Source organism: Chitinophaga varians (genome assembly GCF_014529945.1).
GTDB classification, from domain to species: Bacteria; Bacteroidota; Bacteroidia; order Chitinophagales; family Chitinophagaceae; genus Chitinophaga; species Chitinophaga varians.
In genome coordinates, this window is record NZ_JACVFB010000007.1 from 354,172 (window position 1) to 371,164 (window position 16,993).

Sequence of the window (16,993 nt, forward strand, 5' to 3'; positions counted from 1 at the left end):
GCAAGGCCACCTGAAGGAACAGGTGTTGAAAAAAAACCGGATATCTGTCTAAAGAAAAACTTTAAGACAACCCGGCATAACAACCGGCGAGGCCACCTGAAGGAACAGGTGCTGAAAAAAAACCGGATATCTGCCTAAAGAAAAACTTTAAGACGACCCGGCTTACAAACAATTTTTAAGCAAACGACGATGCAGTCCTGGAACGACATGATCAATATAGCCCTGTTGGGCACCGCCAAAAAGCAGCTGGACACCGGCAGCCTCCCCGCCCCCTTACAGGCAGCGGCGGGAATGGTATTAGCTGCTCCGGATACAGACCGCGAAGATCAGTTTCTGCAGCTGGCCTCTCTGGTTTTCAACTACCGGCAAAGTGGTGCTATGCCCATGGCTGCTGATGAATCCACCATGACGGTATGCGCACCGGAAACAAAAGCCTACTGCAGTGCAACCGCCATTCAGGCCCTTCAACATACACTTGACAGCGAAAATACACCACTGCTCCACCTCTGGCTGGAGCAGTGCCTGCGCAACAACCAGGTACTCCCTCCTGAATACCTGCCGCGTATCCTGGAAAATGCCAGTCGCCATAAATCCCTGCGTAACCTCGCAGCAGCCTGCTGCGGTAAACGCGGCGAATGGCTGGCACAGTTCAACCGCGAATGGAACTTCTCCATAGCCGTAGACACGACCGAAGAGATGTGGGAGCACGGTACCACGGCACAGCGACTGGAAGCACTCACCCGTATGCGCGGAGAACAACCCGCTGAAGCACGTACCCTGCTACAGGCCACCTGGCCTCAGGAAAGTGCCGCAGTAAAAGCGGAGCTGCTAAGCGCCCTCTCCACCGGCATCAGCCTGGATGATGCACCATGGCTGGAATCGCTGCTACAGGAGAAAAGCAAACAGGTAAAAGAGGCGTCCCTGACACTGCTGAAAAAAATTCCCGGCAGCAGCCTGCATGAACAATACTGGCAGCTGTTGGAAAGTTCCATCACCGTCAATCAGAAAGGAAAGGTGACGGTGACCTCCTCCATCCCGCCGGATGCGGAGGTGTTTAAAACCGGTATCGATAAACTCAGCAACAACGCCCGTGTTTCGGACGACGAATATATCCTCTCCCAGCTGGTGGCGCTCGTACATCCAGGAATGTGGGAAGAACACCTGAAGGCTTCGTTTGAAGAGGTGGTCGACCTGTTCCACCACGAAAAAGCGCTCAAACCTTTTGCACCGGCACTGGTACAGGCTATCAGCTGGTTTGCGGATACCAGACGCGCCCTTTCGTTTGTGCAGCACAGTGATACCTTCCACATGACACTGCTGCCATTGTTGCCTTCCGATCAGCAGGATACCTATATCCTCCAACACTTTGATGCGCACAGCAGTCTGGTGATGAACTATGTAGGGCAACTGCAACAGGTATGGAGCGAAGAACTGGCACTGAAGATTCTCCGGTTCTGCGCTAAAAATCCGTACACCTATTCACAGCGCACCATGGGCGATTTTATCACGCTCATCCCCTCTTCCGTAAAATCCGCGCTGGATGAGATTTCTACGGAGAACGAAAATTACCAGACGTACTGGAAATCTATCTCCATGCACCTGGTGGGACTATTACAGATCAAAACATTTATACAACAGTCATTTACAAAAAACAGCTAAATCATTATATACCATGTCTGACACCTTACGCCAACACGCAGAGGCATTGTACGCCACCGAACTGGAAGAGCTGAAAAAGCAGGACAGCGGCAAGCGGCCGCACAACTGGCTGCTGTCGCCACAAGCCGTAGTAACTTACCTGATCGGCGGCAAACTGAAAAACGGATTTGAGGTGAGCCCTAAATACATCGGCAGTAAAAGGCTGATGGAAATAGCGGTGGCCACCCTGGCCACAGACCGCGCGCTGTTGCTGTACGGCCTGCCCGGCACCGCTAAAAGCTGGGTGAGCGAACATCTGGCCGCCGCTGTCAGCGGCGATTCCACGCGTATCGTGCAGGGCACCGCCGGCACCAGCGAAGAGAGCATCCGCTACGGCTGGAACTACGCGCGGCTGCTGGCAGAAGGCCCATCCCGTCAGGCGCTGGTAGAAACGCCGGTGATGCGTGCCATGCAGGAAGGCAAGATCGCCCGTATTGAAGAGCTGACCCGTATCGGCGCAGACGTGCAGGACACGCTGATCACCATCCTTTCTGAAAAAACACTGCCCATTCCGGAACTGAATACCGAAGTACAGGCCGCCAAAGGCTTTAACCTGATCGCCACCGCCAACAACCGCGATAAGGGCGTCAATGAGCTTTCCAGCGCGCTGAAACGCCGTTTCAATACGGTGATACTGCCGGTGCCCAGCACCATGGAAGAAGAGATCGACATTGTGAAAAGAAGAGTAGAGAGCTTTGAGAAAGTAATGGAGCTGCCAGCCGAAAAACCGGCGCTGGAAGAAATACGCCGTATTGTGACCATCTTCCGCGAACTGCGCAATGGTGTTACGGAAGACGGTAAAACCAAGATCAAATCACCCGGAGGCACCCTCAGTACCGCAGAAGCTATCTCCGTTGTCAACAGCGGCCTAACGCTCGCTGCCTATTTCGGCGATGGCCGCCTGACAGCAGCCGATCTTGCTGCCGGTATCATCGGCGCGGTGGTAAAAGACCCGGTACAGGATAAACTGGTATGGCAGGAATATCTGGAAACGGTTGTCAAAACCCGCGATGAGTGGAAAGATGTATACCGTGCCTGCCGCGATTTGCAATAACCTAACCTTGTAATCATGTCTGTTCATATACTTGGAATCCGGCACCATGGGCCCGGCTCCGCCAGGAACGTCAAAAACTTCCTGGAGGCGCTGCAACCCGATATTGTGCTGGTGGAAGGCCCGCCGGAAGCTGATACCATCCTCCCATGGGCCAGCCATGAAGCGTTGAAGCCACCAGTGGCCATACTGGTGTACCAACCCGATAACCCGCAGCACTCCTGCTTTTATCCGTTCGCGGAATATTCTCCCGAATGGCAGGCGATCGGTTATGCGCAACGGCAACATATTCCCGTGCGGTTTATGGACCTGCCGCTGACGCATGTATTTGCCATCGAAAAAGAAAAGCAGGCCGCCGCTGAAGCAGCGCTGCGGCAACAGGAAGAAGCCGGTCAGCCGGGCGGAACCACAGACGGCCCCGCACCGGAAGTTTCCGCCGCGAAAGTCAATTCCCTCGTAGAGGAAACCGGCGACCTGATCGCCGTATCTGACGAGGAAGAGGACCTTCCCGCTCACCTGCTCACCCAGGCCACTTTCCGGCACGACCCGATCGCGTACCTTGCAGAAGCGGCAGGACATGACGACGGGGAAAGATGGTGGGAACATATGTTTGAATACCGGCAAGCCGACGATCAGGTGTTCGACGCCGTAAGCGACGCCATATGCGCGCTGCGGGAGGAGCTGCCTTCCCGCGACAGCCGCATGGAACAGCTGCGGGAGGCCTGGATGCGTAAGATGATCCGTCAGGCCGAGAAAGAAATGTTCACCCGCATTGCCGTGATATGCGGCGCCTGGCATGCCCCCGCGCTTAAAAATATGCCCACCCAGAAAGCAGACAATGACCTGCTGAAAGGGTTGCCTAAAGTTAAAATAGACTGTACCTGGATACCGTGGACGTATAGCCGTTTGAGTTACGAGAGCGGTTATGGCGCCGGTGTGCCATCCCCCGGATGGTACCAGCATATCTGGGACCACCCCACCGATGATGGCACCCGCTGGATGGCGCTGGTAGCCAAACTTTTCCGCGAACAGCAGAAAGATACTTCTGTGGCGCATGTGCTCGAAGCAGTGCGACTGGCCAACGCTCTCGCCTCCCTGCGGCAATATTCCCGCCCCGGCCTCGAAGAACTCAACGAAGCCACGCTCAGCATTTTATGCAATGGCGAAGATGTGCTGATGCAGCTGATACGGGATGAACTGATTGTGAGCAACCGCATCGGGCAGGTACCTTCAGATATTCCCAAACCGCCACTACAGGCAGATATTGAACGACTACAGAAAAAACTGCGGCTACCACAGACGGCGGACTTCAAAGACTATACACTGGACCTCCGTAAAGAGACAGACCTGGAACGCAGTATTTTCCTGCACCGGCTGGAGCTGCTGGGCATCCGCTGGGGCGACCGGCAGGAGACTTCCGGCAAAGGCACCTTTAAAGAACAATGGCGCCTGCAATGGGACCCGTCGTTTTCTGTGGATATCATTGAAAAAGGCAGCTGGGGCAATACCGTGCTGGAAGCCGTCACCCAATATGTGCTGGACGTATCCGGCAAAACAGCGACCCTCCGGGACATATGCCAGATGCTGGAATCCGCCCTGCCGGCAGAACTGCCCAAAGTGGTGGACGCGCTGATCCTGCGTATCAACAACCTCGCCGCCGCTGCCGGCGACGTATTGCAACTGTTAGCGGTAATACCTTCCCTGGTGAACATCACCCGTTATGGCAACGTACGCAAAACGGATGCAGACCTGGTGATGAACATCGTGGAAAGCATGATCAGCAGGGTATGTATCAGTTTACCTGCCGCCTGCACCGCCGTGGGAGAAGATGCCGCCCTGGAATTGCTGGAACAGTTTCACGCCATGAACGACGCCATCAACCTGTTGCAGCATGCGGACCTGACCACCGCCTGGACAGGCACCCTGCAGGCCATTTCAGCCAATAGCCAGTCGGCCCCGGTGATAGCCGGCTACGCCTCCCGGCTGTTGTTCGACTTTAAAATACTGGACAGCGAAACCCTCTTCAACCGTTTCAGTATGGCCATGTCCGTAGCCAATACACCTGCCGTGGCAGCAGCCTGGCTCGAAGGTTTCCTTAAAGGCAGCGGTACCCTCCTGCTGCTCGACGATACCCTCTGGAATATGGTATGTAGTTGGGTAGGTCAGTTGGAAAATGATATTTTCATGCAGATATTGCCGTTATTACGCCGCACCTTTTCTAACTTTACCGCCCCGGAAAGAAAAAAACTGGGAGAAAAAGTGAGAACGGGCAGCAGCAGTGGACCAGTGCAAAACACCATGGCCAGTGGCATAGACGATACGCGGGCAGCCCTCGGCATCCCGGTGGTGATGCAGCTATTGGGATTTTTTCACCCTGAAAACCAGGCAGAATAAATGGAAGAAAATTTACGACGGTGGCGACTGATCCTGGGAGGCGACAGCAATGACGGTACAGCTTTTACCCTCAACAAAAACGACCTTCAGGTAGACAAAACGCTGGAAGCCCTTTACGACAGCAACCGTAAAGGAGGACTGGGTGCATCCTCGCCCAACGTCAGCCGCTGGCTGGGCGATATCCGCAGCTATTTCCCTTCCCCCGTAGTGCAGGTGATGCAAAAAGACGCCCTCAAACGACTGGACCTCACCTCCATGCTGCTGGAAAAAGAAATGCTGCAAAACGTGGAACCGGATGTACATCTGGTAGCCACCCTGATGACACTCAGCCGCGTAATACCGGAGAAAACCAAAGACACCGCCAGACAGGTGGTCAAAAAAGTAGTGGACGAACTGCTCAAAAAACTATCGCAGCCCATGCAACAGGCCATTACCGGCAGTCTGAACAGGAGTATACGCAACCGGCGGCCGCGTCATCAGGAAATTAACTGGGACCTGACCATCCGAAAAAATCTACAACATTATCAACCGGATTATAAAACCGTGATACCAGAAACACTGATCGGTTATGGCCGTAAAAGGTCGGCGCTGAAAGATGTGGTATTATGCCTGGACCAGAGCGGCTCCATGGGCACCTCTGTGGTGTATTCCGGCATCTTCGGCGCAGTGATGGCCTCTATCCCGGCCGTACAAACGAAGATGGTCGTCTTTGATACCGCCGTGGCCGATCTGACAGAAGCGCTACAGGACCCGGTAGAGCTGCTGTTTGGCGTACAGCTGGGTGGCGGCACCGATATCCACCTGGCCCTGCAATATTGCCAGCAGCTGATCACACGGCCGGCAGACACCGTGCTGGTGGTGATCACCGACCTGTTTGAAGGCGGCGATGAAGCCGGCATGCGCAAACGCTTTACTGACCTGGCCGCCAGCGGCGTACAGGTAGTGGTATTACTGGCCCTCAATGATGAAGGCGCCCCCTCATATGATCATGAAAACGCTCAGTTCCTCGCGGGTCTTGGTATCCCGGTATTTGCCTGCACACCAGACAAATTCCCGGATATGATGGCCATGGCGCTGAGCAAACAGGACATCGCTCAATGGGCAGCCAGGGAGGAAATCGTCCTGAAAAAATAAAGAACCTATTTAAGCCTTATGCCATATACTAAGGAAACTATACTACCTTTTATCGAACGACAGCAACAGCTTTATGAAGACAGCGGCCATTATGCGCAGCTGCAGGATGGGGTAGCTTTCCTTACCGGACAAACCATTCATCCACCCGTGTGCACCGATGCAACGATCGCCCGTGAAATGGGCGTCTTTGTACAGCTGCTGAAACTACCCGACCAATGGGATGACAACGACCGGCTGGTATTACAATTGCTCGCAGATCCCCTCGTCTGGCAGCAATGCAGGGAAAGGTTCCTTCAACAGGTGGTACCTATGCTGGACACACCCGGCTCTGCGTCCGCCATCGTTATGCGCTTCAGCTACTTTACCAGCTATCTGCAACAAAGAGGCTGCAGCACCGAAGACATTGGTTCTATCCTGATCATCTATTCCGGCGACGGCAACAACTTCGACCTGACGCCGCTGAAATTCACACCACTGCGTAAGTTCCTTCAGGACCTGATCAAAAGCGCAGAATGGCCAACGGTAGATGCCTATCTCCGTACCTGGAAAGAACAGGGATGGAACTCCCTCTTCTTCCGGCTCCTGTCCAAAGGACATCCGGACCGCGAAATGGAGTACCTGGAGTATATCCTCGCACAGCCGGAAAAAGGGTTTGTCAACGTGGAACTGTCGCGCGTGCTGCTACAGCTCAACGCCGACAAATACCGGCCCCTGATAGAAAAATCCGTGGCGCATCTGGCCACACTGCCCGACTACACTGCGCAGCTGTGTGGTTACTATCTGCTGGCCCAACAGCAACCGGAACAATATCAAACCCTGTTGCTGCACGCCGCGTATGCCTATCTGCAGGAATATAACAGCAGCATCACCAGCCAGGCGTTCCGCCAGCAGCAGCTCCTCATGGGAGGAGCCTCCACACTGCCCGCACCCGATGTCATCGCAGTAGGACAGTTACTCCGCCAGGAACGGCCACAGGCCATCCGCTACCTTGACATCCATCTGGACGAGCGCAAGTACCTGCATCCGGAAGTATTTCAGCTGCTGCAACAGGAACTGGGCAATCAGGCCGTTCCACTGTTGCTCAAAGCCATTGACAACGATTACGAAGCCAAACATATTTTCCCGCTGCTTACCCAGCTGGACGCCTCGCTCTATGCCGAAAGGTTATGGGATTTCACCTTGCACAAACTGAAATCTGTACGTATGCTCGTTGCCGTTATACTGGCAGATCATCCGCAGGCGCTGCAACGCGCCGGAGAGCTGCTGCAGCATAAGAAAGCCGAGCAACGACTTACCGCCGCACAGATACTCTGCAGGCTCGATATGCCCGAAGCCAAACAGCTGTTGCAACAGGCACTTCAGCAGGAAATCAATGATGACGCCCGTGACCTGATGCTGGAAACACTGGGGCATACTTTTGAAGGAACAGACGATATCACCACTGCACAACAGCTGGTGACCTTCGCCAAAAAGAGACACAAACTGAACCGCCCGCTCGAAAAATGGCTGGACGACAGTATACTGCCACCGGCATATCTGCTCAACGGTACCGCCCTTACGCAGGACATGACCCGTTTTCTCCTTTACCGTATGTCGCGCCCGAAAGAGATGGTGACCGATATGGAAGCCAGGCCGCTGTTGCGACTGATAGACCGTAGCCGTAGCGGTGATTTCGCCATGCAGCTCTTCCAGCTGTATCTGTCGCGCAACGGCGATGCCAAAGCGAAATACCTGCTGGCACTCGCCGGTCTCACCGGCGACGATCAACTGGCCCGGACCCTGGAGCAGGCCATTTATCAGTGGATTGGTGAAAAAAGACTACGCATGGCCGAACATGGCGTGGCCGCACTGGCCATGCATGGCAGCAAAGAGGCGCTGCGTACCGTAGCGTTCCTGTCCCGCAAGTACCGCGTCCGTAAAGCCAACGTAGGGGCGGCCGCGTTAGCAGGCATGCAGCAGGCCGCTGCCGAACTGGGCATCAGCATGCATGAACTGGGCGACCGCATCGTTCCTGACTTCGGCTTTAAAGGCCGTCTCCTGCCTTTCGACGTAAAAGGCGATATCTATCAATTGTATATCGATCAGCAGTTTAAACTGGCTGCCATCAATAATAGGCAACGGAAGCTCAAATCCATCCCCGTAGCCATTTCTGCGGAAACCAAAGAAGGGATTAAACAACTGGGCAAGGCCATCACCGAAACCGTGAAGCTGCAAACCGCCAGGCTGGAACACTTTCTGGTAGTGCAGCGTAAATGGGAGCCGGCACAATGGCAACAGTGTTTCCTGCCGCACCCGATCATGTTCGTATATGCAACCCGGTTATTATGGGCGTTGTATGATGCACAGGACCAACTGATCACCGGTTTCCAGTGCCGCGAGAACGGCAACCTGACCGATCTGCAGGGCCAGCCGGTGACCATTCCGGCCGGCGCTTCCATCCGGATACTGCATCCGCTCTACCTCAGCGGTGAACAGCTCGCTGCCTGGAAACAGCGCTTCGCCGAAGATGGTGTTGAAGCCGTGTTCCCGCAGCTGGACAGGCCCGTGGCCGCTATCCCGCCGCAACAGGCGGATACTACGCTGGTGCATGACTTTGAAGATATCGCGCTGGAAAGCACGATGCTCAACAAACACATGGAACAAAAAGGCTGGAAACTCAGCGAAGGCGCGGAAGGCAAATATGTATATGCCTATCACAAAACAGACGACGAAAACCAGCTGGAAGTGATCGTGGAAATGAGCAGCATCTATAAGGAAGAAAGCTTCCGGTTCAAACTGGGCACTTTATATTTTGTAGATAAAACCAAAATGCGGCAACGCTGGTTCAGAAGTCCGGATAAAGAAACCGACGACTGCCTGTTGCCCCTTGGCCATGTACCACCGGTGTTTTATTCCGAGGCGATTACCGATATCGCCATCTCGCGGGAAAAAGTAGAAGTGGCCTGAAGCATTTAAATATGAGATTTTTTTTGTATTTTATCGTTCGTTAGATTTGTGAACAATAAAATACATATATGCTCAGATTTCAATCCATGGTCATCAGCAGTTGCCTGTTGCTGGCCGTGACTGCCAAAAGGTTGCACGCCCAACGCCTTATACCGCAACCCACGCAGGTAACCACCACCACCGGCGTTTTCAAACTCTCCGGTACTACCGCCATCGTAGGTGGCAATAGTGCCGGAGAGGCTAAATACCTCCAGGAAGCTTTCGATAACCGCATCCACCTCAAGCTTCCGTTACAACCTGCCGCCCAGAACAACTATATCCGTTTGTCACTCAATGCAAAGCTGGACTCCACCCTTGGCAAGGAAGGCTACCTCCTGAAAGTAACACCTGCCGGCGCCACCATCACCGCCGCCTCCAATGCAGGGATCTTTTACGGCATACAATCTTTACGACAACTCATTCGCTATAATGAAACCAATGGTTTCACGATCTCCGGCATTGAAATAAAGGACCAGCCCCGTTTTGGCTGGAGGGCGTTCATGCTGGACGAAGGACGTCACTTTAAAGGCGCTGCCACCGTGAAGAAGTTGTTGGACGAGATGGCCGCATTGAAAATGAATACCTTCCACTGGCACCTGACCGATGACCAGGGCTGGCGGATAGAGATCAAAAAATATCCCCTGCTGACCAAAGTAGGCAGCCACCGCGATTCTACGCAGACCGGCAGCTGGAACAGCACCGTATACGACGGCAAGCCGCACGACGGCTTCTATACACAGGAACAGATCCGCGATATCATTGCCTATGCCACTGCCCGGCATATCACTATTATTCCTGAAATCGAGATGCCAGGCCACTCTGCGGCCGCCATCGCCTCCTACCCCTGGCTGGGCACCCAACAGACACCGATCAAAGTACCAGGGAAATTTGGCGTACACTACGACGTATACAACGTTGCCAATCCTAAGGTAGTCACCTTCCTGCACGATGTGCTGGACGAAGTGATGCAGCTCTTCCCTTCGAAAGTGGTCCACATCGGTGGCGACGAAGTGAAGTATGACCAATGGAAAGCCGATGCCGGCGTACAGGCTTATATGAAAGCCAATCAGCTGGCCACTCCTGCCGATCTTCAGATATATTTCACCAATGGCATCTCCACCTACCTTGCCGGCAAACAACGCCGCATGATGGGCTGGAACGAAATCATGGGCGCCAAACTGCATGAGTACAATGACAACAAAGACGTGAGTACGACCAAGCTGGCCCCCGGTACCATCGTACATTTCTGGAAAGGAGAACTGAAACTAATCACCGACGCGGTATCAAAAGGATACGATGTGGTCAACTCCTACCATGCAGCTACTTATCTGGACTACAATTACGAACAGATACCGCTGGAAAAGGCGTATGCCTTCGACCCCATTCCCGCAGGGCTGGATGCAAAATACCACAGCAAAATCCTGGGTATGGGTTGTCAGATGTGGGGAGAATGGATACCCGATGAAATGTCTATGGACGACAAAGTGTATCCCCGCCTGGCGGCCTATGCAGAAGACGGCTGGACACTTCCCAAAAACAAGAACTACCGCGAATTCGAGAAGGCGCTGGCTAATTTCTATGCCCGCTGGAGCGAAAACGGTATCTATTACCACAGATAACGAACAACGAATTAGGAATTAGGAATTACGAATTACGAATTACGAATTAGGAGATGGCTAACAAAGAGATCGCTAAATAACCTTTCCGCGAGCAACCTCTTAATTCGTAATTCCTAATTCGTAATTCGTAATTTTATTTTAGCGTATAGGCGTTACCGGATTTCACCAGATGATACCGGATGGTTTTCCTGGTATCTTTTGCCAGCACGTCCTGTTGTCCTTCCTTCATGGCAGGATAAGCACGCACCAGTTCTTTACCTTGTACATAAAAAGAGTCCCGCCCTTTATAGTCGCCACCAGACAGGCTGTCCAGCACAGCAGTATTTATTTTCACCACTCCTTTGGGTTCCACCGCAAAACCATATACTTTCCCGTATAAATCGGTACCGGCAGACGTACTGAACACGTATATCTCTGGTTGTCCGTCACTATTCAGATCAGCAACGACCACTCCCGATATAAACCCTTTCACGTCCTTTTCCACGATGGTATCCGCACGGGTAGTATCTTTCACCGATCCGATGCTGACAAACAGATTGCGCAGCGAGGCATCTCCGCGGGTAGTAACGCTGAAGCGATAATCCCGGAAGGTGGTGTCCATTTTGAAAGTAGCCCTGCTTTCCGCAGGTGCTGGTGTGGCAGGTCTTGAACTATCGTCCGCCCTGCCTTGCTGGGCTTTCTTTTGCTCACTCAGGTTGTTGCAGGACGATGTCATCCACAGTAAAAAAAAGCTTGTCAACAGGTACTGTATATATCTCATAAGTTACCGTTTGTGTTTGGATGATTTATGTTCCTTCCGATTATGGGTGGTATCGGAACCTTTAAAATCCTGCTCTTCATTTTTACGGCTGTCGAGGTTATCGCGGATTTCCGGTTTAGGCATATTGCTCAAAGGCATCTGCTTGCTCTGATGGGTGTTTTCACTTCTTGATCTTTTCATAACCAGCATTTTGAGGTGAGTAATACAGTATGTGCCACAAATGCAGTGCCTTAGTGTCTGATTGACCACAGATAACCCTTTAGCAGCTCCGCCATTGTCACTATGCTTCCCCTGAATGACGGCCAAAATCCACACTATGGCCGTGATCAGCCGCTGCAAGCGTATCAGAAACCCTTTTCACAAAAGAACCATTCTCAATAGCTTATGTGTTCCCTACTCATTTTATAGAATTTCCAGCATGATATTGGTCATGTGTTGGTTGACAAAAAACAGATTTTATGAAGAACCTTCCTGCTACAATCGGACTCATGATCGTATTGTTTGTATTCTTTCTGTTCCAGGGCAACCTTAACCGCACGGTACAGGCTAATCCCGTGAATCAGGACGAACTGGTGCAACAGGATGAACTGGTGAAACAGACCGGTTATCAGGAACTATTTCAGGACACATTTCCCCCTAAGATGAGGGACACTATCAATCCTGCGCGTAAAGCAAAGAAAGAAAAGAGAGAGATGAAGAAAGAGATGAAAAAACATCAGAAAGATAGTTCCGGCAAAAAAGACATGATCATGTAAAGTGAGTTTTCGCCCTGACAATGTCGGGGCTTTTTTATGCGCTCCAGGATATTTCCTTTACGCCGCTGTCGGCCTGTACTTCTGCTACCAGCGCAGCGAAGGTGATTTTGTCCAGATTTCTGAAGCGGATATTCAGCAGAAAAAGCGTGTCGGTCTGTTCAATATTACAACCTACGATATGGAGGGTGCTGTTATGAAAAAGTTTGTCGACCAGTTCTACTGATTTACTTCTTTCGAAGGTGACAATACGAATGCTTTTATGTTCAAAGCGGGAGAGAAATCTTCTTTCGATGGGTTGCAGTGCCCACAGGATAATAATCGCGATAACGGTGGCGACGAGGGCTGCAAAATACATTCCGCCGCCGGTGGCCAGTCCGATGGCCGCTACTGTCCATAAGCCTGCGGCGGTAGTGAGGCCTCTGATCACGCCTTCTTTCAGGAAGAGGATGGTGCCTGCGCCGATGAACCCGATGCCGCTGATCACCTGTGCGGCCACCCTGGAGGGGTCCAGTACCACGTTAGGCCTGCCGAGAATGTCTTCAAAGCCGTAGGCAGAAACCATCATGGTGAGTGCGGCGCCGACGCATACCATCATATGGGTACGCAAACCGGCGGCCCAGTCTTTCCGTTCCCGTTCCAGTCCGATCATGCCGCCGAACACTGCGGCAAGCAAAAGCCTTAACAGTATTTCCGTCCATGGGATCATACTATTAAAGTTAGGGTATTATTCTGTAACAGGAATGGCTGTACGTTATTTACGCTTCCAGGGTACCGAAGAGGCCATTTTTATAGTCAGCGATGGCCTGGTCTACCTCGGTGGCGGTATTCATGACGAAATTGTCTTTGGCCGCTACTGGTTCATTGATCGGCTCCGCGCAGAGATAAAGTATCCGGGCGGTTTCATCGCAGGTGATCTGTATGTCCGCTGCGGCATCGTCCTTGTCGAATATCACTAGGTGATAGCCGTTGACCGCAGTACCATTGACCGTCACTTGTCCGTCCATTACATACAGCAGTGTCCAGTAGCCGGGTGTGGCTTTGAGCGTGGTGGATTTCCCTGCCTGGAGGGAGCCCCAGATCGCGATGATGGGCGTGAAGTTTTGCAGCGGGCCGGTTTTGCCTTCATAGTTGCCGCTGACGAGTGTCAGCTGTACCCCGTCGGCCTGGGCCACGGGCGGCATGTCTGCTCCTTTTACGTATTGATAGTAGGGATCGTCGCCTTTACGTGCAGCGGGCGCGTTGAACCACAGCTGCAGCAGTTCGTAGTTGCCGCCCTTACGGAGAAAATCTTCAGACGGGCCTTCGCTGTGGAGGATGCCTTTACCGGCAAACATCCACTGCACGTCACCAGCGGTAACGGTCATGGCATTGCCTGCGTTGTCGCGATGGTAGCCCTGTCCCTGCAGCATGAAGGTCACCGGTGCAAAGCCGCGGTGCGGATGCGGATGCAGTCTTTCCGCCGGAGCGCCCGGTGCGTAGTATTTTGCCGGCATATGGTGCAGCACAATAAACGGACTGGCAAAACGGAACTGCATAGATGGCAGCGGTTGCCTTACCACTTCTGTATCTGTAATGTGTTTTTCCCGGCCTTCAATCACATGCAGGATCTTCTTTTCCATATGGCAATAATTTATCGGATCAACTTTAAACGTGCTTTCTCAACAGAGCTTCTGAACATCTTAAGAATCAGCACTTCATAATTTTCAATCACCAGCACCTCTCCTTCCCTCGGAATGTTACCGTGGATATAGTTGATTAAACCGGAGAGTGTTTCATAATGTTCACTTTCGGGGAGGGGTACCGGCAGCAGTTCGTTAATATCTGCGAGGTATTCGTGGGCGTCCACCAGGTAGGTGTTCTCATCCTTTTTCTCCACGATCGGCGTTTCCTGATCATGTTCATCCTGAATATCGCCTACCAGTTCTTCGAGGATATCCTCCATGGTAACGATGCCTTCCGTATCGCCGAATTCGTTGGTCACCACCGCCATTTGCAGGCGCTGGCTCTGGAAAGTACGGAGCAGGTCTTTGATCTTCATGCTATCGGGCACGTAGAAGCAGGGTTTGAGGATGTCCTGTATGTTGGTCAGCGTTTTTTCGAGGACGCCTTTCACCAGGTCTTTTGTATAAATAACGCCCTTCAGTTCATCGAGGGTGTTGCTGTATACCGGGTAGCGGGAATAACCATCTTTGATCACCTGATCGATCAGCTCCTGAAAGGGTTTGCTCATATCGAGGGCAGAGATGTCTTTCCGGTGGGTCAGGATTTCTTTTACACGGCTGTCGTCGAATTCAAACACGTTCTGGATCAGTTCGCGTTCCGTTTCTTCGATAGCACCGCCTTCCTGGCTCTCGGAGATAATGAGCTTCAGTTCCTCTTCGGAGTGAATTTCGGACTCTCCTGCCGGCGTTAAACCGATCAGCCGGAGGATGCTGTTGGCCAGGCCATTGAGCAGCCAGATAAACGGCCGGAAAATGACGAAAAAGAACCGGAGCGGCAGCGCTACGGCCATGGTGGTAGGCAGTGGCTTGCGGATGGCCATGGATTTAGGGGCCAGTTCACCGAAAACGATATGTAATATGGTGATGGTCAGAAAAGCGACCGGTATGGCGATGTTATGCGCGGTGCTTTCCGTCATCCGGATGTGCAACGCGTCCATCAGCCGCAGGATCAGGGTGGTCACTACTGATTCGCCTACCCAGCCCAGGCCGAGGGAGGCCAGGGTGATGCCCAGCTGCGTGGCCGCCAGGTAGCCGTCAAGATTACTCAGGATATGTTTGGCCGCTGTTGTGGCCCTGCTCAGGCCGCCTTTGCTGTTGATCTGTGAAGAACGTACTTTCACGATGGCAAATTCCGCCGCTACAAAAAATCCATTTAATAAAACTAAAAAACAAGTCAGAAAAACCTGCAAAAGCATGAATGTGGTAATTGGTTCGCAACCCCAAATATAGGTAAATCAATTTTTATGCGTCTGTTTTTCTCGCAATGGGGTTCCCGCAAAGGCGCAAAGCAGCAAAGACGCAAAGATTACATAAGCCAGGTAAGGGAGCAAGGGAGCGGAGATCACATTTGATCTTCGCTCCCTTGCTCCCTTATTATTCTTATCAATCCTTTGCGTCTTTGCTGCTTTGCGCCTTTGCGAGAAAAAAAATCACACAATAGTCCACTAATTTCATAGAGTTTATGTATTTTGTGGACAAATTAGGCTGGCTCATTGTTTTAAAATGGAGAAACAAACAACTACCATAGTCACCACAGTACCCGCGGATGAAGCGGCACTGAAGCCCCTGCTGGTAAGCGGGGCGGTGGCAGGCGGCGATGCCGCCGCAGTAAAAAAGCAGCGATGGATTTATTGGTTGATAGGCATTCTGTTCCTGGTAACAGCGCTTGCCCTGGTCTGGTACTTTGTGCCGGAGTTTAGGGTGCACGTGGAAGATGTCCCACCTACTTTTTATTATTTTCTGGCAGCGGGTTTTCTGTTTGCCATGATTGACGGGGCCATAGGCATGTCTTATGGCATCACCTCCACCACTTTCTCCCTGAGCATGGGTATCCCACCAGCTTCGGCCAGCACGGCGGTGCATATATCGGAAATCCTCAGCAATGGTATCGCCGGGTGGATGCACTTCAAAATGGGCAACGTCAACAAAAAGCTGTTTAAAATTCTGATCATCCCGGGTATTACCGGCGCGGTGATTGGCGCGTACCTCCTCTCCTCTCTTGAACATTATTCGATGTATACCAAACCGGTGGTATCATTGTACACGCTGATACTGGGTTCCATTATCTTCAAAAGGGCTGTTCAGGCGCAACGCGCCCAGCACAACGGGAAAAAAATAAAACGTATCGGGCTACTGGGCTTTGGCGGCGGCTTTATCGACGCCATCGGCGGTGGCGGATGGGGTTCTATCGTGCTGTCGTCCCTGATCGCAGGCCGCAGGCATCCGCGTTTTTCGCTGGGCACGGTGAAGGCTACCCGCTTTTTCATCGCCATGCTGAGCTCTCTCACCTTCGTAGCGGCACTGTCGCATGTTCACTGGGACGCAGTACTGGGGCTGGTCATCGGCAGCGCGGTAGCATCTCCTATTGCGGCCAAAGTGTCCAATAAAATCTCTGCCAAAACTATTATGATGGCAGTGTCCATCATTGTGATAGCGGCCAGCATCAAGAGTATCTACAGCTTTGTGTTCAAAATATTGTAATCTACCCTCTAATACTAATCATGCGTTACAGGCCGGTTAGCCGTCAGGGTGACCGGCTTGTTTATTTCATACTGCACCCAGGCTTCCACAATCACTTCTTCCCTGTCACTGAATGGTTGGCCGGGCAGGAACTTATCTGCAATATCCACACGGATCTCTGCCGTGCGGTCTTCCAGCAGATAGGTGGTTTTACCGACCTTTTCCGTAATATATCCCCGGATTTTTACCGTCGCGCTGTCGTAGGTCAACTGGCGTGCATTTTTCAGGACTTCACCTATTGTATAATACTTTTTCTGGGCGAGAAAACATAACGGTAATAACAAACCCAGTAACAAACATTTCATATGGACGATGTTGGTTTGATAGTGTAACAACCGGAAAGGCCAAAATGTTAC

General features: G+C 52.3%; 14 protein-coding genes. 8 read left to right on the plus strand and 6 right to left on the minus strand.

All coding sequences use genetic code 11. The features are described from left to right. Positions 1 to 189: 189 nt before the first annotated feature. From ICL55_RS30135 to ICL55_RS30160, 6 genes are all read left to right on the plus strand, one after another. A complete protein-coding gene (locus tag ICL55_RS30135; protein WP_188104723.1) occupies positions 190 to 1,659 on the plus strand; it encodes a DUF5691 domain-containing protein in 1,470 nt (489 codons plus the stop codon). Positions 1,660 to 1,672: 13 nt separating this feature from the next. Next, positions 1,673 to 2,752, plus strand: a complete 1,080-nt coding sequence (locus ICL55_RS30140) for an ATP-binding protein (RefSeq protein ID WP_188104725.1) — start codon at positions 1,673 to 1,675, stop codon at positions 2,750 to 2,752. Positions 2,753 to 2,767: 15 nt separating this feature from the next. Further along, the gene (locus tag ICL55_RS30145; protein WP_188104727.1) at positions 2,768 to 5,143 is read left to right on the plus strand and encodes a DUF5682 family protein; all 2,376 of its coding nucleotides are present in this window, start codon (positions 2,768 to 2,770) and stop codon (positions 5,141 to 5,143) included. Then, a complete protein-coding gene (locus tag ICL55_RS30150; RefSeq protein WP_188104729.1) occupies positions 5,144 to 6,277 on the plus strand; it encodes a VWA domain-containing protein in 1,134 nt (377 codons plus the stop codon). Between the two features lie 18 nt (positions 6,278 to 6,295). Then, the gene (locus ICL55_RS30155; protein WP_188104732.1) at positions 6,296 to 9,223 is read left to right on the plus strand and encodes a DUF4132 domain-containing protein; all 2,928 of its coding nucleotides are present in this window, start codon (positions 6,296 to 6,298) and stop codon (positions 9,221 to 9,223) included. Positions 9,224 to 9,291: 68 nt separating this feature from the next. Then, on the plus strand, positions 9,292 to 10,881 hold the full coding sequence (locus tag ICL55_RS30160) for a beta-N-acetylhexosaminidase (protein WP_188104734.1): 1,590 nt from the start codon (positions 9,292 to 9,294) through the stop codon (positions 10,879 to 10,881). Positions 10,882 to 11,014: 133 nt separating this feature from the next. On the opposite strand, the gene ICL55_RS30165 is transcribed toward ICL55_RS30160, so the two are convergent. Together ICL55_RS30165 and ICL55_RS30170 are read right to left on the minus strand one after the other, a co-directional pair. Further along, positions 11,015 to 11,641 carry a hypothetical protein gene (locus ICL55_RS30165; RefSeq protein ID WP_188104736.1) on the minus strand — a complete coding sequence of 209 codons (627 nt, stop codon included), beginning with the start codon at positions 11,639 to 11,641 and terminating at the stop codon, positions 11,015 to 11,017. A gap of 3 nt (positions 11,642 to 11,644) precedes the next feature. After that, positions 11,645 to 11,821 carry a hypothetical protein gene (locus tag ICL55_RS30170; RefSeq protein WP_188105085.1) on the minus strand — a complete coding sequence of 59 codons (177 nt, stop codon included), beginning with the start codon at positions 11,819 to 11,821 and terminating at the stop codon, positions 11,645 to 11,647. A 278-nt stretch (positions 11,822 to 12,099) separates the two neighbouring features. On the opposite strand from ICL55_RS30170, the gene ICL55_RS30175 reads away from it, so the two are divergent. Next, positions 12,100 to 12,396 (plus strand): hypothetical protein, encoded by a 297-nt coding sequence (locus ICL55_RS30175; protein ID WP_188104738.1) that lies wholly within the window; start codon positions 12,100 to 12,102, stop codon positions 12,394 to 12,396. 34 nt (positions 12,397 to 12,430) lie between these two features. Here ICL55_RS30175 and ICL55_RS30180 read toward each other — a convergent pair whose 3' ends face one another. Genes ICL55_RS30180 through ICL55_RS30190 form a run of 3 tightly spaced genes read right to left on the minus strand, consistent with a single transcriptional unit; the run spans position 12,431 to position 15,313 of the window. Then, positions 12,431 to 13,102: an MgtC/SapB family protein gene (locus ICL55_RS30180; RefSeq protein WP_188104740.1), complete on the minus strand. Its 672-nt coding sequence runs from the start codon at positions 13,100 to 13,102 to the stop codon at positions 12,431 to 12,433. Positions 13,103 to 13,151: 49 nt separating this feature from the next. Further along, positions 13,152 to 14,015: a pirin family protein gene (locus ICL55_RS30185; RefSeq protein WP_188104742.1), complete on the minus strand. Its 864-nt coding sequence runs from the start codon at positions 14,013 to 14,015 to the stop codon at positions 13,152 to 13,154. 11 nt (positions 14,016 to 14,026) lie between these two features. After that, positions 14,027 to 15,313: a hemolysin family protein gene (locus ICL55_RS30190; protein ID WP_188104744.1), complete on the minus strand. Its 1,287-nt coding sequence runs from the start codon at positions 15,311 to 15,313 to the stop codon at positions 14,027 to 14,029. Between the two features lie 307 nt (positions 15,314 to 15,620). Between ICL55_RS30190 and ICL55_RS30195 the strand changes: the two genes are divergently transcribed. Next, on the plus strand, positions 15,621 to 16,598 hold the full coding sequence (locus tag ICL55_RS30195) for a sulfite exporter TauE/SafE family protein (protein ID WP_188104746.1): 978 nt from the start codon (positions 15,621 to 15,623) through the stop codon (positions 16,596 to 16,598). Between the two features lie 14 nt (positions 16,599 to 16,612). Here ICL55_RS30195 and ICL55_RS30200 read toward each other — a convergent pair whose 3' ends face one another. Beyond that, complete coding sequence (locus ICL55_RS30200) at positions 16,613 to 16,942, minus strand: NirD/YgiW/YdeI family stress tolerance protein (RefSeq protein ID WP_188104748.1); 330 nt, start codon at positions 16,940 to 16,942, stop codon at positions 16,613 to 16,615. Between the last annotated feature and the right edge of the window lie 51 nt (positions 16,943 to 16,993).